Origin of the sequence: uncultured Draconibacterium sp. (assembly GCF_913060805.1) — a bacterium.
Lineage (GTDB): Bacteria > Bacteroidota > Bacteroidia > Bacteroidales > Prolixibacteraceae > Draconibacterium.
Genome location: NZ_CAJXTC010000007.1, coordinates 136,562 through 157,932, shown reverse-complemented (window position 1 = coordinate 157,932; position 21,371 = coordinate 136,562). Strand labels below are relative to the sequence as shown.

Here is a 21,371-nt window from a genome sequence, read left to right as displayed (position 1 = left end):
TGAGGCTGTTAACCAACCTAGGCTGTTTCCAGTTCTTTAGCGTACTGATGCTGAAAGTTTTTCAATTCACCGTTTTTAATGATCTCATCGATCCGGCCATCCTTCAATCGCACAATTTTCTGGGTCATCGAAGCAATATCGTGCTCGTGCGTTACCAGAATAACTGTAATTCCATCGTCATTAATTTCTTTCAGAATATCCATTACCTCGTACGAAGTGCTGGTGTCGAGTGCACCGGTTGGCTCGTCGGCAAAAATTATTTTTGGCTGAGAGATGAGCGAACGAGCGATTGCAACACGCTGTTTTTGACCACCCGACATTTCGCTCGGCAAGTGTGTTGCCCACTCCAGCAAACCAACTTTATCGAGGTATTCCTCTGCAATTTTGTTACGCTTTTTACGATTTACTCCCTGATAGTAAAGAGGAAGTGCCACATTTTCCATGGCATTTTTAAAAGAAATCAGGTTGAACGACTGAAAAACAAAACCTACCAACTCGTTACGTAGTCTGGCAGCCTTCTTTTCCGACATATCCTTTACCAATGATCCGTTCAGATAATACGATCCTTCATCGTAATTATCCAAAATTCCAAGGATGTTAAGCAAAGTTGATTTCCCGGAACCCGATGACCCCATAATGGAGACGAACTCTCCTGAATTGATTTCGAGGTCGATTCCTTTTAATACGTGCAACGAGTTACTTCCCGTTACGTACGACTTGTGAACATTGTTTAGACTAATCATGGCTTGAACTTGTTTTCTGTTATGGCTTTCTGTGGCCGTTGATTTTTGTTTTCGAAATAAAGTTGATGAAAAAAAGGTTTACCCCGGATCTTTTTTCGACGAACGCCCCGTTTTAGCATGTAAAAAAATATTTCATCACGTTTTTTGTTTTTATGGCTTTAAAACTTGCTTGCTTTTTCAATTATGGGACGCACAACTTTTTGATAGGTTACAATGAATTTTGTTTTTTTGAAAAGGTGTTCAGAAACGAGTAATCTTTCCGTATTTTTGACCAGTAATATTTCAGCACATGGGAACAAAATCAGTTTCGTTTAAACTACCGACCAACTATAGCACGGAATTACTGAAAAGCAAAATTGCCAAAACACTGCGGATTAAGAATTTTTCGTTCGAGCTGGAGACCAAAAGTCTGGATGCACGGAATAAATCGAACATTCACTGGTTGGTGAAAGCGCTGGTAACTTCGCCGGAAATAAAAGGCGACGAACAGGTTGAAAAAGAGAAACTGGAAATACCTTATAAAAAAAGCAACAAAAAAATGGTTGTGGTTGGCAGTGGACCCGCCGGTTTCTTTAATGCTTTTGTGCTGCAAAAAGCCGGATTTGATGTTACGCTTATCGAACGAGGTTCCGATGTTACAACACGCGGCAAGGCCATTTCAAACTTTGAACGAACAGGAGTTTTTAGCGCCCAAAACAATTACGCTTTTGGTGAAGGCGGCGCCGGAACTTTCTCGGATGGGAAACTCACTTCGCGCTCGAAACGCATTTCAAAAGAAAAACAGTTTATCTTGTCGAGCTACGTGGAAGCCGGTGCCCCGGAAGAGATTTTATACATGACTCACCCACATTTAGGAACTGACAATCTTCGCAAAATTGTGCAGAACCTCCGCGAAGCTTTTGAAAATTTGGGAGGCAAATTCCTGTTTGAAACAATGCTTGAAGATGTGCTAATTGCTAATTCAAAAGTGAAAGAGGTTGTTACATCCAAAGGTAATTTACCGGCCGATGCACTTTTTATTGCACCCGGTCATTCCGCTTTTGAGACCTATAAAATGCTGATCAGAAGAGGCATTCCTTTCCGCACAAAAAACTTTGCCATTGGCAGCCGGATGGAGCACACACAGGAAACCATTAACCGCGCACAGTGGGGAAAGCCGCAACTTCCGGGAGTGAAAGCCGCCGAATACCGCCTCACTTCGCAAGCCGACGGTAAACATTCGGTATTTTCATTTTGTATGTGTCCGGGAGGAATGGTAGTTCCGGCAGCGGCTTATGAAAATACCAACATCGTTAACGGTATGAGCTATTACAAACGCAACGGTAATTTTGCCAACGCTGCCTGTGTAGCCGCCATTCACCCCGACGAGCTGGCAGGTAAAACAGTTTCGCCCATTGAAGCGCTGGACAACCTGCAAAAACTGGAAGAAAGTTTTTATCAATATGCCGATGGTTATTCCGCGCCTGCTTGTTCCATCAACGACTTCCTGAAACAAAAGGGAAAAGGGTCGCAGTTTGAAACCAGTTATCCGCTGGGATTAAAACCGGCACCGCTTTGGGATTTGTTACCTAAACCTGTTGTTGAATCGATGCAGGTTGGCTTGCAGGATTTTATACGCAAAATGCGTGGTTTTGAAAACGGCCATTTGCTGGGCTTCGAAAGTAAAACTTCATCACCCGTTCAGGTCATTCGCGACAGGAGTGGTTTGTGCGAAAGTTTCGACAATATCTACATCGTTGGCGAAGGCAGCGGCTATGCCGGCGGAATCATTTCGAGTGCTGCCGATGGTATAAAAGCAGCCATGCACTTCATTGAATCGCTATAATTGTAAACTTGCGGTTAACTGTAATACGCTTTTATTTAGATTGATTCTATTAAATTCGGGAAAACAATTAGCTTTGTACTCCTTAAAATAATACGACAAAACATGGCAGAAAAAAATCTACCTTTTAGCAAAGAACAGCTTGAAAGCATTATTGAAAACCACCCTACTCCGTTTCATATTTACGACGAGAAGGCGATACTTGAAAATGCACGCAATTTCCAAAAAGCATTTTCGTGGAACGATGGTTTTAAAGAATATTATGCAATTAAAGCCGCACCAAATCCATACCTGATGAAGATTTTGAGAGAAGAAGGTTTTGGTATTGATTGTAGTTCGATTGCTGAGCTGGAACTGGCCAAACGTATTGGAATGAGCGGCGACGAAATTATGCTCACCTCGAACGATACGCCAGCTTACGAATTTCAGTTGGCTAAAGATTTGGGAGCCATTATTAACCTCGACGATATTTCGCACATTGATTTTGTTGATAAGAATGTTGGACTTCCGGATACGATTTGTATGCGTTATAATCCGGGAAGTTTGAAAGAAGGAAATGTAATTATCGGACATCCGGAAGAAGCCAAATACGGTTTTACCCGCGAGCAAATTATTGAGGGCTATCAAATTCTGAAAGATAAGGGTGTAAAACATTTTGGTATTCACACCATGGTGGCTTCAAACGAACTTGAACCGGCCTATTTTGTGGAAACTGCAGAGTTACTGTTCAACTTAATCGTTGAGGTTTACGAAAAAACAGGCGTAAAAATTGAATTTGCCAACATGGGTGGCGGAATTGGAATTCCTTACAAACCGGGCGAAAAACCGGTTGACATGGAATTTGTTAGCGCCGGAGTGAAGAAGCACTACGATGATATTCTTGTTAAAGCAGGACTTGCTCCGCTGAAAATATTCTTTGAATCGGGCCGTGCCATTACCGGACCTTACGGTTATTTGGTAACCAAAGTTCGTCACATTAAAAAAACATACAAAACATACGCCGGTCTGGATGCCTGCATGACCAACCTGATGCGACCTGCGCTGTACGGTGCATACCATCACATTACGGTTATGGGAAAAGAAAACGACGAAGCGAACGTAAAATACGACGTAACCGGTTCGTTGTGCGAAAACAACGATAAGTTCGCTATTGACCGTATGTTGCCGGAGATTGATCCGGATGATATTGTGGTTATCCACGACACCGGAGCACATGGTCACTCAATGGGTTTCAACTACAACGGAAAACTTAAATCTGCCGAGTTGTTACTTCGCGAAAATGGCGATGTAGCAGAGATCCGACGTGCAGAAACGATCGAAGATTATTTTGCAACGCTCGACTTCGATGGTGTGAAAGACTTTTAAAAAACGATACAACAAAAAGAAAGGCGCTTATTTAGGCGCCTTTTTTGTTTCTATCTTAATTACTGTTTTACCGTCGTCATTGGTTTTCTCGATTCGTTCCACCTCATTATTTTTCAATAGTTCCTTCACCTCGTCGCTTTTTACCTTTTTACCATCGATGTAATAAACCGTATTGGTATCGCCCGGTGTGGTAAGGAAAATCGGTTGTCTTCCGTATTTCTCGGCCAGCTCACGCTGTTTCTCCATCATCTCGCGTTGTTTCTCAAACTGCATTTGCGCCTGCTGTTCTATTTTGGCAATTTGTTCTTCTGAGAGGCTTGCCTTTTCTGCCATTTCGCGGGCCCGTGCTTCAATTTCGGCCAGTCGGGCCTCATCAAATTCGTATGGTGGAAAGTTACCCGGTCCGGCAAAATAATTCGACGATGAATTATCAATTTTATACAGATTCTCTAATCCGCGCAGGTTTAAAGCTTTGTTCAGGTCGGCAACTGTTGCCAGGTCAATATCGCCATCCAATTCTACCAAACTAGTTGACCTACTTGAATTGGTAATTAAAGCGAGTGCCGTTATTAATCCATCATTTCGTTGAAGATAAACCTTTACCTCTTCTCCCATGCGCTTTTCGGTTTTTAATAGCGAATAACCATTTTGCTTGTAATGTTTTAGTATATCTTCGAATAATTCCGGCTCACCCGATTTTTCTTTTTTTGCAGGTTTTTCATCGCCGAAAAAATCACTTGGCTCCACTCCAAAACGACTTTGGCTTATCACTAAAATATTATCCAAACTTTCCAGCGCTTCTGCCAGTTCTGAGTTTTCATCGATGTTTTTCTTTTTCAGGTACAGATCAAACATATCGCTACTTAACATGCTGGCGCTGAAACCATCCTGATCGGCATATTTTTCTGTTAACTGCTCAAACAGGCTCTGAGACTGCTGTGCCAATACAGGAAAAATAATTCCCAACATCAACACAAATACTACTAACTTTTTCATATCACTAACTTTTTAATTGTTTCATTTTCCTTTTAAATCTCTCTCTTCGGTTTTGGGATTCACACTAAAATAACCACTAAAAAATCGCTGTCAGTTTATAATAATTTCCACATCATCGTCAACCCAAAGAACAAGCATATCATCGGGTTCCGGTTCGGGCTGCAAACTTTCCGACACCTGGAATAAGGCTTGCTCCATTACAAAAAACTGGTCCTCTAATTTTGTCTGCTTTTTACTTCTTACATCGAGGAAAACGGTTAGAACGATCAGCACAACTGCAGCCGCTGAAACAACCGAATACAACTGCATTCGAATGCTTTTCTTCTTAACAGTCTGCTTTTCAATTCCGGCAAAAAGATCGTCCTCCAATCCTTCCGGAACTTTGGCTTCGTTCTTGTAAAAAGAAAAAATATCCTTCTCCGCAGTTTTTGTTTTACTTTCTGAAACGGCGGCTTTCAGCTCTTTTTCCTCCTCCAACGAAGTTTCGCCTCTATAATATTTGTCGAGCATATTTTCCTGATGTGTCATAATCGTAAATTTTTTCAACTTCTTCTTTTACTTTTTGCCTGGCCCGCGAGAGAATCACACGCAGGTTGGCCACTTCATAACCGGTCATTTCCTTAATCTCGTCGAACGAAAAGCCATCAATGTCGCGCATCTCAATAACCGTTCTGTACTTCTCCGGCAAATCTTTTATCACCTGTTTTACCTTCTCATACCGTTCAATTGTATCCGAATCTGCTCCATCGGCTTCCATATTCAAAATCCGGTATTCATGTTTCTCATCTATCGCCTGCGGTTTTTTCTTTTTCAGCAGATCGAAACTGTAATTTCGCGCCATTGTAACAATGTAGGCCGACTGGTTAGTGCACTTTACCAACTCATCCTTCCGGTTCCACAACCTGAGCATCAATTCCTGCAAGGCATCGCGCGTTTCTTCCTCATTTCTGAGAATCCGAAACAACATCGGGTACAGCTTTACCGAATATGGAATCACCGTATTTTTAAACTCTTCAGTGGTCATCTGTTATATTGGACGAGTTGGTTTCAGTTTTATAACAAACATTCTCAAAAAAAATAGTCGAATAATTTTCACGCTCCAATTCAAGGTAGGCAGAAAAACTAATTTTGTTATTTTTGCGCCACCAATGACAACAGCAAAATTCATAACCTTTTTACTTCTCGGTATTGGCTTAAGTTTCGATTCCTTCGCTGTTTCTGTGTCGTGTGGGTTGATGAAACGAGAGATCAAATTCAAACAAGCCACCTTGGTTGCTGCGTCGCTGGCATTTTTTCAGGCTGGATTTCCGGTAATTGGATGGCTAATAGGCGAAGCCGTTAAAAACCTGATCTCATCGGTAGATCATTGGATCGCTTTTGGCTTACTGGCCTTAATTGGTGGAAAAATGATTGTGGAAGGTATTAAAGAAGATGGCACACTCAAGAACTTCGATCCCTTTAAAATCAGTGTATTAATTGGCCTATCAATAGCCACCAGTATTGATGCACTTGTCGTTGGTTTAAGTTTTGGATTTCTTGAAATTCCTATTCTATTTCCGGTTTTGATTATTGGCTCGGTAACTTTTATAGCGGCGATGCTGGGGATGTTGTTCGGGAAAAATATTTCAGCAAAAAGAAGTCATCAGTCTCTTATTCTTGGAGGTATTATTTTAATAGCCATTGGATTAAAAATAATAGCCGAGCACCTGTTTTTGCAGGCGGCATAAATCTTCTTATTCTTATTCAGGAAACTTTGTGAAAAGTTGTCTAAATTCATTTAAGAATACAAAACGTCGGATAAAAACCGTAATTTCACGTCTTTAAATTTATACATAGATGGCGAAGATTAGAGTTACCAAGAAATTTCATTTTGAAATGGGCCATGCGCTGCACAATTACGATGGCTTGTGCCGCAATATTCACGGGCACACTTACAACATGGAAGTTACTTTACTTGGTGAAATAAGGGAGGAGAAAGGACACCCGAAAGACGGGATGGTAATTGACTTTGGCAAGCTCAAAAAAATGGTGAAAGACAAGATCGTAAATGTGTACGACCACAGTTTGGTGGTTAGCCGGATTTACGCTGATAAAAACCAGGAGCACTTGTTAAAAGCTACTGAACGATTGATCGTTCACGATTTCCAGCCCACATCGGAAAATATGTGTGTATATTTTGCCGGCGTTCTTCAACAAGAATTGCCCGAAGATGTTTCTTTGTATAGTATTCGTCTTTACGAAACGGCAACATCGTATGCCGAATGGTTTGCCGAAGACAATAAATAGTATCTATTCTGAAATTTAATATTATGCCTGAAAACAAGCAGCAAAAACTTTTTCTTTTAGACGCTTTCGCACTGATTTACCGTAGTTATTTTGCATTTATCCGCAATCCCCGATTTAACTCAAAAGGTGTAAATACCTCGGCAATGCTGGGTGTTACCAACACCATTGTGCAGTTAATTGAAAAAGAGGATCCGGAATATCTGGCTGTGGTTTTCGATGTGTCGGCGCCAACTTTCAGGCACGAAATGTTTAAAGAATACAAGGCCAACCGCGATGAAATGCCGGAAGATTTGCGCAAGTCGATTCCATATATTCGCAAGATTATTGAGGCGTTTAACATTCCGATTATTGAAAAAGCAGGATACGAAGCCGACGACGTTATCGGAACACTGGCAAAAAAAGCCGAAAAAGAGGGCTTCACCACGTATATGATGACGCCTGATAAAGATTATGCGCAGCTGGTTTCGGATAAGGTTTTTATGTATAAACCCGGAAAAGGCGGTGGCGATGTCGAAATTTGGGGGCTGCCCGAAGTACAGGAAAACTTTGGCATTGAAACTGCCGATCAGGTGATTGACATCCTGGGATTGATGGGTGACTCAGCCGATAATATTCCAGGATGCCCTGGCGTTGGACCGAAAACAGCACAAAAATTGATTGCCGATTACGGAAGCATTGAAGAACTATATAAAAACACGGATAAGCTAAAAGGCAAACAAAAAGAAAAGATCGTTGAAAACGAAGAGCAGGTGCGCCTTTCCAAAGTGCTGGCAACCATTATTACTGATGCGCCGGTTCCTTTCGATCTTGATAAACTGAAGAAAGACGATCTCAATAAAGAAGAGCTGGTAAAATTATTTAACGAGCTTGAATTCAAAACGCTGATTTCGCGCTTAAAACTGAGCTCTGCGCCGGCCGAACCGGCATTGCAGGGAACACTTTTTGGCGCGCCCGAAGAAGTTGTTGCCGAAGTTCCTACCACCAAAGAAAATATCGATTCTGTTCCTCATCAATACTATTTAGTTGAAAACGAACTACAGCGCGCCAGTTTACGGGCTGAACTTTCGGTGCAAAAGGAATTTTGTTTTGATACCGAAACCACCGGACTCGATACACAAACGGCCGAAATCGTTTGTATGTCGTTTGCGTTTCGGGAGCACGAGGCGTATTGTGTTACCATTCCGACAGACCGTAACGAAGCGCAAAAAGTAATGGATGAATTCCAGGCGATTTTTGCGGATACGAACATTACCAAAATCGGGCAAAATATTAAGTACGACATTCTCATTCTGAAGAATTATAACCTGGAGGTAAAAGGGCCACTTTACGATACGATGTTGGCGCATTACCTGATTCAGCCTGACATGAAACACAATCTCGACCAATTGTGTTTGCAGTACCTGAACTACGAAAAAGTACCGACCGAAAATCTGATCGGGAAAAAAGGGAAAAACCAGCTGACCATGCGATCGGTAACAACAGATAAGTTACGCGATTATGCTTGTGAAGATGCCGATCTTACGCTGCAGTTAAAAAATGCTTTGGATCCGGAGCTGGATAAAGCCGGAGTTCGCGAACTTTTCGAAACGCTTGAAATGCCACTGGTGCCGGTGCTAGCAAAAATGGAAAGTACTGGTGTAAAATTAAACTCCGACGAGCTGAATAAATATGCCGTGGTTTTGCGCGAGCAGATTATTGAACTGGAAAAAGAGATTATAGAACTGGCCGGCGAAGAATTTAATGTTTCGTCGCCTAAACAATTGGGGCCAATCCTTTTTGAGAAGCTAAAAATTGACACCAACGCCAAGAAAACAAAAACCAAACAATACTCCACTTCCGAGGAGGTATTGATTCGTTTGGTCGACAAACACCCGATCGTTCAGAAAGTGTTGGATTTCCGTGGATTGAAAAAACTGTTGTCGACCTACGTTGAGGCTTTACCACAACTGGTAAATCCAAAAACCGGAAAGATTCACACTTCATATAACCAGGCGATTGCGGCTACCGGACGATTGAGTTCTGTTAATCCGAACCTGCAAAATATTCCGATTCGCGATGCTGCTGGCCGCGAAATTCGAAAAGCTTTTATTCCGTCGGATGATGAGCATACTTTCTTCTCTGCCGACTACTCGCAAATTGAGTTGCGCATTATGGCAGCGCTGAGTGGCGACGAAGAAATGCAACGCGCTTTCAACGAGGGCAAAGATATTCACGCCATTACAGCTGCAAAAATTTACCAGATCCCCGAAAGCGAAGTTGATTCGGACATGCGACGTAAAGCAAAAACAGCCAACTTCGGAATTATTTACGGTATTTCGGCATTCGGCTTGTCGCAGCGTTTAAATATACCTCGCACCGAAGCCAAAGAATTGATTGACGGCTACTTCGAGAATTTCCCGAAGATTAAAGCATTTATGGACAAACAAATTCACCTCGCTCGCGAGCAGGGTTTTGTAGAAACCATAAAAGGCCGCCGACGCTATTTGAGTGATATCAATTCGGCTAATGCGGTTGTTCGTGGAATGGCCGAACGAAATGCAGTGAATGCACCGATTCAAGGTTCTGCGGCTGACATTATTAAGATTGCGATGATCAACATCCACAACAAAATGGAGGAGCTAAATCTGCAATCGAAAATGATTTTGCAAGTGCATGATGAATTAAATTTTGATGTGTATAAACCGGAATTGGAAACAATCCGTTCGTTGGTAAAAGATGAAATGGAAAATGCCGTTGATATTGGCGTTCAATTAACGGTTGAAAGCAATGCTGCTGATAACTGGCTTGATGCACACTAGTATTCTGTTTCTGCCATTTCTTTTTGATCTGTTTCGACTACGCTCAACATGACCAAGGCTGTCAGACTGAGCGAAGTCGAAGTATTAACCATTCAGCTCGTTAAATATCGATTTTACAGTCGGATTGTATTTATTCAGGGCTTTTAACTTTTTAATGTGTTTAAACGCCTTTTTGGGATTGGGGAAACAATAAGCGAAATAACTCCAGAACTGCCTCATTTTATTCAGTGCATTCCCCTCGTTATCCATAATTTCAAGATAACGTTTCAGCATAGTTTGCTGAAAGGAAAACAGTAAATCGGCACGTTCTTTTCCGGATAATTCAATGCCTTTAATTTCATGTGGGAGCAAGGGATTCATTAGAATTCCGCGTCCCAACATCCAGGTATCAACGCCGTGAAATTTGTTTTGTTTGTCCAGAAAATCCTGTTTCGAAAATATATCGCCGTTGTAAACCAATTTGTGTTTTAGGTTTTCTATTGCATACGAAAAAGCATTTTCATCAATTTCGCCCGAATACAACTGGTCGGCAACCCGCGCATGTAGAATGACCTCTTTTAGCGGAAATTGATTTAAAACTTTTACGACATCCTTTAACTCATCTGCCGATTTTAATCCGGCGCGCAATTTTACTGAAAGCGTTCCTTTTGATTGACTGAAGAAATGATCAAGAATTTTATAAATCTCATCAGGAAAAGGCAATAACCCCGAACCTTTCCCGCGGTTAGTCACCATCGGATACGGGCACCCCAAATTCAGGTTAAATTCCGAATAACCATGGTCGGTTAAAACATTTTCCAGCAATTCGAACTCCGCGGCATCTTTTGCCAGAATTTGTGGAATCACCCTGCTTTGTGCATTATTCTCCGGGAGAATTTCACGAATATACTTATTTGGTATCTCATTGTTTTTCAACGAAATGTATGGGATAAAATAAGCATCAACCGTGTTAAACACTTCGGCGTACGACGCTCTGTACACATAGTCGGTAAAACCCTGTAATGGAGCCAGGTAGATCATTAAATCAGCTTTTCAAATTTTTATTCTGCTTACAAATAAACTAAAATTAGTCAGTCGTTTTCAAAAAAAGGCAAATAGTTCTTCAATGAAGCAACCAACTTCATTTTATTATTTTGGTATCTTTGCGCCATTCAAAACTATGGGGGCAAATTACACATATTATCAAGACTCGATTTCAGCGCTAAACGCAAGTGAGGAGATACCCCAAAATCTTGAAAAAACGACCACAATATCACAGGCGAATCGCACCAGAAAACAAAATACTCAAGCTGTTGATAGTTCCGATTACATTGCTCCGCGCCACCAAACAGAAATGCACAGTACTCAAATTGAGCAAAACTCCCTGGTTTTACCCAACCGGGAGCGCGAATACCCGGGGCACGACTGGTTAACCATTATTATTTTTGTGGCCATTGCACTTGTTGCCAGCATTCGTTATTCGTATGCCAAATATATTCAGCAGTTGTTTTTATCGTTATTTAATTATGCCACTTCGTCGCGCATGCTAAACGATAAAACCTACCCCGTTTTTCATGCGGCATTTCGTCTCGAGGCCATTTTTTATATCATCTTCCCCATATTCATATTTCAGTGTTTAAATCTGTTTAAATATCAAAACACGTCCCTAACTCCACAATATTTATCCCTGATTTTTGGGGGAACTTTACTCTACTTTTTTGGCAAAAAAGTTATCTATTTAACATTAGGATTGATGTTTGAAACGCAAAATGAAACCCGGGAATATCTGTTCAGCTACGATAATTTTAATCGTTCGCTCAGTTTAATTTTCTTACCGGTGGTAATTTTAATTCAATTTGCGCCGCTTAAAACCCCTGTGTTTATAGCAGTTTTAGGACTTGTAATTCTTTTAATTTTTAATCTAATATTACTAAGAAGGGGTGCAATTATATTATTGAAAAAACAATTTTCTTTATTTTATCTGTTTTTGTACCTTTGTACCCTTGAAATTTTACCCTTGCTTTTAATTTATAAAGTTGTTGTTTGAATAAGAAGGGGGAAAGTCTCATTAAAAGCATAAAAATTTGAAAGTCAAGAGCATTTTAGTTTCACAACCGGAGCCAAGTACAGCAAAATCACCGTATTTTGAACTGGCTGAGAAGAATGGCCTGAAAATCGACTTCAGACCTTTCATACAAGTTGAGGGGGTTCCTGCAAAGGAATTTCGCCAAACACGAACGCAGATACTTGAGCATACAGCGGTAATTTTTACCAGCCGTACTGCTATCGATCATTTTTTCAGAATTGCACAGGAATTGCGCATTACAGTGCCTGATTCGATGAAATATTTCTGCATTTCTGAAGCAACTGCTTTCTATCTTCAAAAGTACATAGTGTACCGTAAGCGTAAAATATTTTATGCCGATGGTAAATTCACCGATTTGGTGAATGTGATGAAAAAGCACAAAGATGAAAAATTCCTTGTACCCCTTTCAGATATTCACAAACAGGAAATTCCAACCCTGTTAGACAAAGGTGGCTATAAGTACACGAAAGCAATTTTATACCGCACTGTTAGCGCCGATTTATCGGATTTGGCAGATATAAAATATGATGTGCTGGTATTTTTCAGCCCGTCGGGAATTAAGTCGCTTTTCCAGAACTTCCCCGATTTTGAGCAAAATTCTACACGCATCGCATGTTTTGGTCCGTCGACAGCAAAAGCAGTTGAAGAGGCCGGGCTAAGACTGGATATTCAGGCTCCAACAGCGCAGGCTCCTTCGATGACTATGGCTCTTGATCAATACATCAAGAAGAGCAACAAGAATTAAATAGAAAAATATATATTTTTGAAAGGCCGTCCGTCGTTTGACGTATGGCCTTTACTTTTTTATGGAAACAAAAGAAAAAATAGAGTCGCCTGTATCTCACTCGCTAAAAAAGACGGAGCGTTTGTGCAGCAAAAAAGTTATCGATAAACTTTTTTCTGAAGGCGAATCATTTTTAGCGTTTCCGTTAAAGGTTGTTTTCAAGGCAACTGAATTGCCTCAGGCCGTTCCTGTTCAGGCCGGATTTTCGGTAAGCAAAAAGATATTTAAACGAGCCGTAAAACGAAACCGCATTAAACGACTGATGCGCGAAGCTTACCGTCTGAACAAACAAATGCTTTCGGTGACTGCAGAAAAGCAGCAAATGGCCGTTTTTTTCATTTTTATTGGCAAGGAACTACCAAGCTTTGCACAGGTTGAAAAAGCCATGAAAAAGGCACTTTCCAGGTTAGCCGATTCGTGTGCTGAAGCAGAAAACAAAAAGGCATAAAAAAGCCCCGAAAATATCTCCCGAGGCTTGTTATCTTTTCAAACAGAATCTTATTCCTGATCCATAATTTCGGTTTGCATACGCACCGAATCTTCGTGAATGAGCTGAAAGAGGATCTTTACAAACGTTTCATTTACGTCCATACTCTTACCCAACTTTACACGCTTTTCCATTAACTCTGTCCAACGGCTAATTTGCAGCGCAGTAACGTTGTTGTCGCGTTTATACTCCCCAATTTGTTTAACGATTTGCACACGCGAAGCCAGTGTTTCCAGCAACTCGGTATCAATTGCATCAATACGGCTACGCAATACATCCAGTTGATTGACGAAATCCGGATTGCTTGCATTTTCGTAACGAATTACCAATTTATCGAGCATTTTCCCAAGGTCGGCAGGAGTAAGTTGTTGTCCTGCATCACTCAATGCACACGACGGATCGCGATGCGATTCAATCATCAATCCTTCCATACCCATGTCAAATGCTTTCTGCGAAATTTCGAACAGGTATTCGCGTGTTCCGGCTATGTGGCTCGGATCGCAAATTACAGGCAAATTCGGCAGCAGACGCCTTAACTCAATAAAGGTTTTCCAATTAGGGTAGTTACGGTATTTTGTTTCGCGGAATGGCGTAAAACCACGGTGGATTCCCACAATGTTTTTAATACCAGCCTGGCTTATTCGCTCAACGGCACCCATCCAAAGTTGCACGTCAGGATTCACCGGATTTTTGATCATTACCACGGTATCGGTTCCTTTTAACACATCGGCAATTTCCTGCACCACAAAAGGGCTGGCAGTAGAACGTGCTCCAATCCACAATACATCAAGTCCGGCTTTTAAAGCCTCTTCGGTGTGTTGTGCGTTGGCTACCTCAGTTCCAACCGGCAAACCGGTTTCTTCTTTTACCTGCTGCAGCCATTTCAAACCAATCGATCCAACGCCCTCAAACGATCCCGGGCGAGTTCTTGGTTTCCAAACTCCACCACGAAAAACAAATACGCGTTTGTCTTTTGCCAGCAAACGGGCTGTTTCCATGGTTTGTTCTTCCGTTTCAAGGCTACATGGCCCTGAAATCAGCAGTGGATTGTCGATATTTGGCATCCACGCTTTAATCGGATTAATGTCTAATTTTAACGTCATGATTATTTCGTATAAAGTTTTGTTATTTTCTCTTCATTCTTCAGAAAATGTGGATTCTTACCTTCAAGTATGCCACGGATTTTATTTGCATTGTTGATCAAATCGAGCATTTTGTCATCCTCTTCGTTTTTCATACAATCGCGAAATTCGATGAGATGCTTGATGTATACGTTCAGCGATTCAACAACGTATTCGCGATTTTGTTGAAAAATCGGGTGCCACATCGTAGCCGAACTCTTTGCCAAACGAACCGTTGAGCGGAAACCTCCACTTGCGAGGTCGAAAATGATTTTACGATCCTCTTTTGCCTGAACTGCATTGGCCAACGCGTAAGCGGCAGCGTGCGGCAAGTGCGATACAAATGCTGTGCTGTGGTCTTGTTCATCCGATGTCATGTAGGCAATGTCCATTCCCAGCACCTGAAACATCTTTTCGATTAATGCCACATGCTGCGGACCCGAATCTTCCTGGTCGCATAAAATGGCAATTTTCCCTTTAAACAATCCTTCCAAAGCTGCTGTTGGTCCCGAGTCTTCGGTTCCCGACATTGGATGCCCCGGAACAAAGTTTTTTCTTCGCTTGTGGTTAGCTACCAAATCAACAATTACTTTTTTTGTCGATCCCATATCGGCTACCGTTGTTCCGCTGCTAATGGTATCCAATACCCGTGGTAAAACCTCAAGCTCTTTGTTTACAGGAATCGCAATAATCACCAAGTCGGTATCTTTTACCCCGTCCTCCAGCGTTGCAATCTTGTCAACCAGTCCAATTTCCAGTGCTTTGGCCGCATTTTCCTCACTGGCATCAACCCCGATTAATTCGGTGGCAAAGCCCGACTTTCGCAAATCGCGCGCAATCGACCCCCCAATTAATCCAAGTCCTATTACTGTTGTTTTCATTTGTATATTCAGTTTTGTTTATTTCACTTTTGCCCACAAAAAAAGGTCCCGAATTTTTTCGAGACCTTTCTGTAAAATATTTTAAATTTAGACAATACCCTACTTCCTGACCCCGATTTCAGAACCATAATAAAAATAAAAGTAGAAATAGTTATTGTTAAAATTCTTTGTCATTTCTTTAATTTCTGTGAACAAATATAGAGATATATTTTTAAAATGAAATTTTTATCATGTTTTTACACTTCATTTTAAAGCTAATATTCGAAATTTAGTTTTTAATTAACTTTTTAGTAAGCACGGTTTGCCCGTTTTGGCTCACTTTTACCAGGAACATTCCATTTCCGTATCGCGAAAGGTTAATTTCATGCGAATACGCACCAAGTACTCCCTGATCTTGTGTGGCATATATTTTCTGCCCTACAGCATTAAACACGTCAACCTGTATTTGCGACTCCTGCTGAACGGCTGTGATTTTTACCGTAACATTATCGGTGAACGGATTGGGGTAGACATTAACCTCTCCCGGCGACAACAAAGTAACATCAGCTGAAACAGGTCGTTGAATCTCTAAATTATCAATTGCCCATCCCCAGCCTGTTGCATAAGGATCGGAATACAAACGGAAACGAATCAGAATCGTATCGCCGGCCGCACAATAATCGTTATCGGTTAGCGTAATCGAACGGCTTACATACATATCGGCCGAACCCTCAGTCTCCGAATCCTGCTCTCCTGCCGGGATTCCACTATTGTAACTGCTTTGCCATGTTATTTGAGATGAAGAATCATAACCGTCGGCAAGAGGATACCAGGTACGACCCAAATCTTTACTTCCTTCAATAATTACATAGTCGAAAAAATCGCTGTCGCCAAATGTCGAAAGCTGAGCACCGGGCTCTACCAGCACAACCTCATCAAAAGTCATTGTGCCTCCATCTCTTAATACAATAGGTCTTTTCAGGAAGGTGGAAAATTCCAGGTCTTCGTTATCAATATTTGGCGCCGGATAGGGATGCACACTGTGCAACGCGCCATTGTTAAAAAGGTCGGCTGTATATATATCAAAATCAGAAATAACAAAATCGGGAGTTTCCTGATTAAAGTTGTTACTGTAATAACTTACCGCCTCAAATATTTCTTCAACTTTAAAAGAAAAAGATACCTTTTGCACTTCAGGGAGCCTTGCACTGTTCGGGCTGCTCGCTGCATCGGTAGCATAAATTGCGTATGAAATCTCATCCCCATCTTTCAAACTGTTCACATCGAATGGGAAATTGCCAATATACCGATCATCATATTCTCGTTGTAATGCAAATGGTTCCTGCGCGTCGCCATTTATTGAATATTGCACATAGGCAGTATCAATACCTAAATTGTCGCTTATATCTGCAACCAATTGCTGCTCTTCATTCAACAAAAGAAAATAGTCAATCTCGTCATGAGCAATAACAGGTTTTTCGGTATCAGTACCAACATGAATAGTATAGAACTCAATAGGTGCAAGCGCCGGATCGGTTCGCATACGATCCATTGTATCCTGTACTTCAATATAATATGAAATGCTTTCGGTACCGGCTTCCGGGGCATAAGTAGCAGTGTAAGTTCCATCACCTTCCGCATCAACCAATTCGAGCGTATCGGAGTGGGTTTGAAACTCGTCTAACGAATAAATAACTTTATGCGAACCTGCTTTTACACCATAATCACTTTCGAACCATCCACTGAAAACCAGTGGTTTTAACTCTTCAATATCTTTTACCTGGTCGAAACGAATAAATATATTTCGCCAGCCAATATCGTCAATTATTCCACGTGTTAGTGGCCCCGGATCGTGAATTGCCTCCGCCATACCCACCGCGTGAGTCATTAGCGAATTATCATTCCCGGTGGGATAAGTATTATCGTTAAGGTGATATACACTCGAACCGTCATCGAAAAATTCGGGAGCATAAAGCCTTGGCTTATTACCCCGGTTACGCTTTATTGCAATCGGACTATTTGCATACAAATTCCTTGACTGTAGCGCACTTAAAAGCTCGGTGCTTGTGTTTTCAAAGAACGCCGTATTTACCAATTGTTCGCCATTTACTGCGCCTTCCTCAACCAATAAATCAAACGAAGTGGCATCACCAAATTCGTAATAACCATATGCGCCTAACGACTCCTGATCATCGACAAAAAAGAAGCCGGTAAAACCAAGGCCATGACCAATTTCGTGTAATACAACAGTCGCTAAATCATAAAGTGTATCCGGGCAATTCATATCAGTTCCATAGTACCAATCCACTTTACTGCTAAAATTGGCAACCATATCGTATCGGCTCTCGCCATTCAGCTCCTTTTTTGCAATTTTTTCTGCAATCGCTACCGGATAGTATCGGTCTTTAAAAGGCGCATCTTTAAAATTCATATAATAGGTTTCGGGACCACAGCTCCCCAGTACATTCGACCCCAAACTTCCGCTCCAAGTTGCTTCCATTCGAATAGGAACCTCCGATTCGATAATCGATTCCCAAATACTAACCGCGTAAGCAAATGCTTCCTGCGCCTCGGGAGTGAAACCATTATAGTCGACTATTATTTCTGATTTTGCTGCTCCGGCTGATTTTAAAAGAAATTCGGCAGGAGGTGCAATTCGTGCTCTTTCAACTTCGCCGGAACCGTAACAAACCGGATGCGGGACTTTAATACTTTGATTGTAACTCTTCAATTGTGCGTTAGAGGATAACACCACAAGAATCAACAAACTTAACAATGTAGAATACTTGCTCATTTTTCTGTTTTATAGAACATTTATTTGGCGCAGTAAATTTTCATATTAAAAAGAACATGAGCAACAAAAAGTTCAAATAAAATGGACGAGAGTTAAAAAAAATGCCGGAATTTTCATTCCGGCATTACCTAATTTAAGGTTGTAATACCAATCATCTAATATTCTAACCTTTGCGCTTTTTTCTCACTTAGTAATCTGTATAACACCACTAGCGATGTTACTAGACCTGCGAATGCTGCAATAAATGCAATCATTAATAGTGTTTCCATAGTTCTAATTTTTTATGATTTTTTGAGTGAATGTATTTAAATTGTTATCTGATATACTTGCCATGTAAACTCCGGGAGCTACATTAGGAAGATCGATTTTAATCTTACCGTACGATGCATTATAAAGTGTTTCGCGATGCACAGTTTTTCCGTACAGGTCGGTAATAATTACTTCTACATCGTCATTCATATCCGACTGGAATCCGTCGATATAAATGCTGCTTTTAAATGGATTCGGGTAAACCGTTACGTCGTTGGCAGCCAACTCTTCGTTAACGTCGGTGGTAACTTGCTGAATCGCCAAGTTATCAATTGCCCAACCCCAACCGGTAGTTGCTTTGTCTGATGCCAAACGGAAACGGAAAATTACGGTGTCACCAGCTTCAAAACCGGTGTTGTCGGTTAGGTTAATCGTTTGTTTCAGGAACATGTTTTCTGCTCCGGCAGCTTGCGACACCGCACTTTTCAACGAACCTGTGAATTGTGAACTCCAAAGATCGTCAACACTTGAGTCGTAACCATCGGTTACAGGCAACCAACTTTTTCCGTTGTTTTTGCTTGCTTCAACAATTACGAAATCCCAAAACTGATCTTCGGTATAAACTGTTCCTTCAACGCCCGGTTCTACTAAAACTACCTCATCAAAACTCATTAGACCATTTTCTTCAAGAACAATCGGATATTTCAACTGGGCGATCAGGTTGTATTTTTGATTATCAGCCTGTGATTCAGGATATGGATTTACCGTGTGCAGGTTACCACTTGAGAAACCGGCTGGCAATGTAACTTCGAAATCAGAAATTTCGAAATCGCTATTTGGCGAATCAAAGTTATTAAAGTAACCGGCTACAGCTTCTTCAGTTTCGAATACTGAAACGCTGTAATAACCACTTGTTGGCATACGGCGTTTGTTTTCGCGAGCTGTATTATCGATAGCTAAAATGCGGTATTCAACAACATCGTCGTTAAATAACTGAGTAGGAAACTCGAGTTTACCGGCATAAGTATCAGCACCCTCTTTTGATAAAATGAATGGCTCCTGATCTTGTCCGTTAATACGGTACTGAACTTCAACTCTGTTTATTCCAACATTATCGGTTGCAACCGCTGTTAAGTCCATTACAGGACTTTCGGCGTTTACCAGTTTCTCTGGATTGTGCTGCAAAACCGGTGGGTAATAATCGTCGCCAACACGGAAACTTAGTTTTTGTTCCGGTGCACGTTCCGGGTAGCTAAATGCTACATTACCTGTGGTTTTAGCTTCGTAGTAATAATAAATTTTTCCTTTTGCGTTGTTTAATGGCAAATCGCCTTCAAACTGCTGTGTATTATTATTGTATGTAAGACTTACAGTTTCTGATGTTGCAAAATTATCGGTTGAGAAAGTGATTTTCACAGAAGACTGGTCGATATCCATTTCGCCACCTACCTCAACAAAAACAGGAAGTTTTTCGCAAGGCTCTTCAAAATCTTTAATCTCGTAACCGTCGAAGCTAAGTGCTTTCCATCCTAACTGAGCAAGAACATCCATAGTTTTGTCACCCGGATAATGAATGGCTTCTCCTTTAAAAATAAAAGGCGACATTAATGCATTTGCGTCTCCGGCAGCAAATTCATTCTCCGGATAATGGTAAATACTTGTTCCTACGTTCCAACTCTGAGGAGCATAAACTTTTACTGTTTCGTTGTTTCCCTGGCTTTTCAACACAAGATTATTCGAAAGTAGCTGATCTTTAAGTGTTGTTGATGGACGGGCAAAAAGATCTTCGTCAGCAATTTGCTCGTTCGTTTGATTATAAACGTAAACGTCGTAAATACTTGGTGCATTCGAGTTATTATCGAAAGTTCCCTTGTTATCTACGATATCGAAAAAACCTACAAATCCCAAACCGTGAACTAGCTCGTGCAACACAACGGTTACAAAATCGTACTCGTTCGACGGGCAATCGCCGTTGATACCAAAATACCAGTTAATGGAACTGTTAAACGAAGCCTCGATATCAGCTTCAGTTCCGTTCAATTCTTTTTCGGCAAGTTTTTCGGCCAATGCTACAGGGTAATATACATTACTTAGTCGTGCACCGCTAAAGTTACGGTACATACTTCCCGGAGCACTGTTTGCCAATACGTTGGTTCCCATTCCTTTCCATGTTGCACGTACTTTAACAGGCACGGGCGACGAAATAAGGTTTTCGTATATAGAAACTGCGTATAAAAATGCCGGTTTAGCATTTTCTGGAAAGTTGACAAACTCCACCTGGAAATCGGAATTTAATACCGATCCGGATTTTAAGTTTGTTTCTTGGGGTGCGATAAATGATTTCTTACTGTCTTCAGAAGCAATGTTGATCGGGGCATTGATCTTTGTGATCCTTTCTTGATCCGATTGCTCGGCCCTGGCATAAAAAGCGCCAACTAATACCAGGGCGGTGATAATTAAATGTCTCATTACAATTTAAATTAGGGTTTGTAAAAATTGTCATGCCTAAATCTCAATATTGCGCAAAGGTCATTTCGGCATGTTTTTAGGATAACTGCGCTGCGAAGATCTGTTACGGCCGGGTTTGTTTGTTGCCGGAACAGTGGGTTTGTTTCGCCCGCTTTGCTTATTCCTAAGACTTTTTTCAGTAAACAAAGAACTTAATCTTCTTGGAAAACGACTTCTATATTGTCCTCTAATTGTTCGCTACAAAGAACCTGACTTTTAGTAGACTACCCTAATTATTGTTGCTGAATGACTGGCCGATTATTGACCAAAAACTTACCGGTAAAAAGCTGAGGATTTTGTTAAATCCTTAAATCGGAATCCGAAATCGGGATGTTTTGCTGAGATGAAGGGTTTACTTTTCTTAGACCGTTTGTCTAACGTTTGCCCATCAAGTTGTCATACTTTTGTACTCAGCAACTTACGATCGAAATCTTTTCCCGCCACTTATTGTTCTGCCTGAATTTTTGGTTCCTGCTATGATTTACCGGGTTTG

Annotated in this window: 17 protein-coding genes; 8 read left to right on the top strand and 9 right to left on the bottom strand. The window is 41.2% G+C overall.

The genetic code is table 11. From position 1 onward, the window contains the following. Positions 1-17: 17 nt before the first annotated feature. Positions 18-743, bottom strand: a complete 726-nt coding sequence (locus QZ576_RS06100) for an ABC transporter ATP-binding protein (protein WP_297095120.1) — start codon at positions 741-743, stop codon at positions 18-20. A 289-nt stretch (positions 744-1,032) separates the two neighbouring features. On the opposite strand from QZ576_RS06100, the gene QZ576_RS06095 reads away from it, so the two are divergent. Both QZ576_RS06095 and QZ576_RS06090 read left to right on the top strand, forming a co-directional pair. Further along, positions 1,033-2,568: an NAD(P)/FAD-dependent oxidoreductase gene (locus QZ576_RS06095; RefSeq protein ID WP_297095117.1), complete on the top strand. Its 1,536-nt coding sequence runs from the start codon at positions 1,033-1,035 to the stop codon at positions 2,566-2,568. 102 nt (positions 2,569-2,670) lie between these two features. Then, entirely contained in the window at positions 2,671-3,930 is a 1,260-nt protein-coding gene (locus QZ576_RS06090; RefSeq protein WP_297095115.1) for a diaminopimelate decarboxylase, read from the top strand. A 27-nt stretch (positions 3,931-3,957) separates the two neighbouring features. Here QZ576_RS06090 and QZ576_RS06085 read toward each other — a convergent pair whose 3' ends face one another. The 3 genes from QZ576_RS06085 to QZ576_RS06075 form a co-directional block, all read right to left on the bottom strand. Then, entirely contained in the window at positions 3,958-4,926 is a 969-nt protein-coding gene (locus QZ576_RS06085; RefSeq protein ID WP_297095114.1) for a DUF4252 domain-containing protein, read from the bottom strand. A gap of 90 nt (positions 4,927-5,016) precedes the next feature. After that, entirely contained in the window at positions 5,017-5,454 is a 438-nt protein-coding gene (locus QZ576_RS06080; protein WP_297095112.1) for a hypothetical protein, read from the bottom strand. Continuing rightward, positions 5,417-5,950, bottom strand: a complete 534-nt coding sequence (locus tag QZ576_RS06075; protein WP_297095110.1) for a sigma-70 family RNA polymerase sigma factor — start codon at positions 5,948-5,950, stop codon at positions 5,417-5,419. The genes QZ576_RS06080 and QZ576_RS06075 overlap by 38 nt, the downstream gene beginning before the upstream one ends. Positions 5,951-6,161: 211 nt before the next feature. Between QZ576_RS06075 and QZ576_RS06070 the strand changes: the two genes are divergently transcribed. The 3 genes from QZ576_RS06070 to polA all read left to right on the top strand — a co-directional run bounded on the left by QZ576_RS06070 (position 6,162) and on the right by polA (position 10,010). After that, complete coding sequence (locus QZ576_RS06070; RefSeq protein WP_297095108.1) at positions 6,162-6,653, top strand: manganese efflux pump MntP family protein; 492 nt, start codon at positions 6,162-6,164, stop codon at positions 6,651-6,653. Positions 6,654-6,762: 109 nt separating this feature from the next. Then, complete coding sequence (queD, locus tag QZ576_RS06065) at positions 6,763-7,212, top strand: 6-carboxytetrahydropterin synthase QueD (RefSeq protein WP_297095106.1); 450 nt, start codon at positions 6,763-6,765, stop codon at positions 7,210-7,212. A 23-nt stretch (positions 7,213-7,235) separates the two neighbouring features. Continuing rightward, positions 7,236-10,010, top strand: a complete 2,775-nt coding sequence (gene polA / locus QZ576_RS06060; RefSeq protein WP_297095104.1) for a DNA polymerase I — start codon at positions 7,236-7,238, stop codon at positions 10,008-10,010. A gap of 84 nt (positions 10,011-10,094) precedes the next feature. Here the strand turns inward: polA and QZ576_RS06055 are convergent, their stop codons facing one another. Then, positions 10,095-11,030, bottom strand: a complete 936-nt coding sequence (locus tag QZ576_RS06055) for a tRNA-dihydrouridine synthase (protein ID WP_297095102.1) — start codon at positions 11,028-11,030, stop codon at positions 10,095-10,097. Positions 11,031-11,115: 85 nt separating this feature from the next. Here QZ576_RS06055 and QZ576_RS06050 point away from each other — a divergent pair, with 85 nt between their 5' ends. The 3 genes from QZ576_RS06050 to rnpA all read left to right on the top strand — a co-directional run bounded on the left by QZ576_RS06050 (position 11,116) and on the right by rnpA (position 13,307). Beyond that, positions 11,116-12,036 (top strand): DUF4271 domain-containing protein, encoded by a 921-nt coding sequence (locus tag QZ576_RS06050; protein ID WP_297095100.1) that lies wholly within the window; start codon positions 11,116-11,118, stop codon positions 12,034-12,036. Between the two features lie 37 nt (positions 12,037-12,073). Further along, entirely contained in the window at positions 12,074-12,820 is a 747-nt protein-coding gene (locus tag QZ576_RS06045; protein ID WP_297095098.1) for a uroporphyrinogen-III synthase, read from the top strand. 61 nt (positions 12,821-12,881) lie between these two features. Continuing rightward, entirely contained in the window at positions 12,882-13,307 is a 426-nt protein-coding gene (gene rnpA, locus QZ576_RS06040) for a ribonuclease P protein component (RefSeq protein ID WP_297095096.1), read from the top strand. A gap of 50 nt (positions 13,308-13,357) precedes the next feature. On the opposite strand, the gene QZ576_RS06035 is transcribed toward rnpA, so the two are convergent. The 4 genes from QZ576_RS06035 to QZ576_RS06020 all read right to left on the bottom strand — a co-directional run bounded on the left by QZ576_RS06035 (position 13,358) and on the right by QZ576_RS06020 (position 20,839). Beyond that, positions 13,358-14,449 carry a chorismate mutase gene (locus tag QZ576_RS06035; protein WP_297095093.1) on the bottom strand — a complete coding sequence of 364 codons (1,092 nt, stop codon included), beginning with the start codon at positions 14,447-14,449 and terminating at the stop codon, positions 13,358-13,360. Positions 14,450-14,451: 2 nt separating this feature from the next. After that, positions 14,452-15,348, bottom strand: a complete 897-nt coding sequence (locus QZ576_RS06030; RefSeq protein WP_297095091.1) for a prephenate dehydrogenase — start codon at positions 15,346-15,348, stop codon at positions 14,452-14,454. Positions 15,349-15,616: 268 nt separating this feature from the next. Further along, entirely contained in the window at positions 15,617-18,121 is a 2,505-nt protein-coding gene (locus tag QZ576_RS06025) for a T9SS type A sorting domain-containing protein (RefSeq protein ID WP_297095089.1), read from the bottom strand. A 273-nt stretch (positions 18,122-18,394) separates the two neighbouring features. Next, the gene (locus QZ576_RS06020; protein ID WP_297095087.1) at positions 18,395-20,839 is read right to left on the bottom strand and encodes a T9SS type A sorting domain-containing protein; all 2,445 of its coding nucleotides are present in this window, start codon (positions 20,837-20,839) and stop codon (positions 18,395-18,397) included. Between the last annotated feature and the right edge of the window lie 532 nt (positions 20,840-21,371).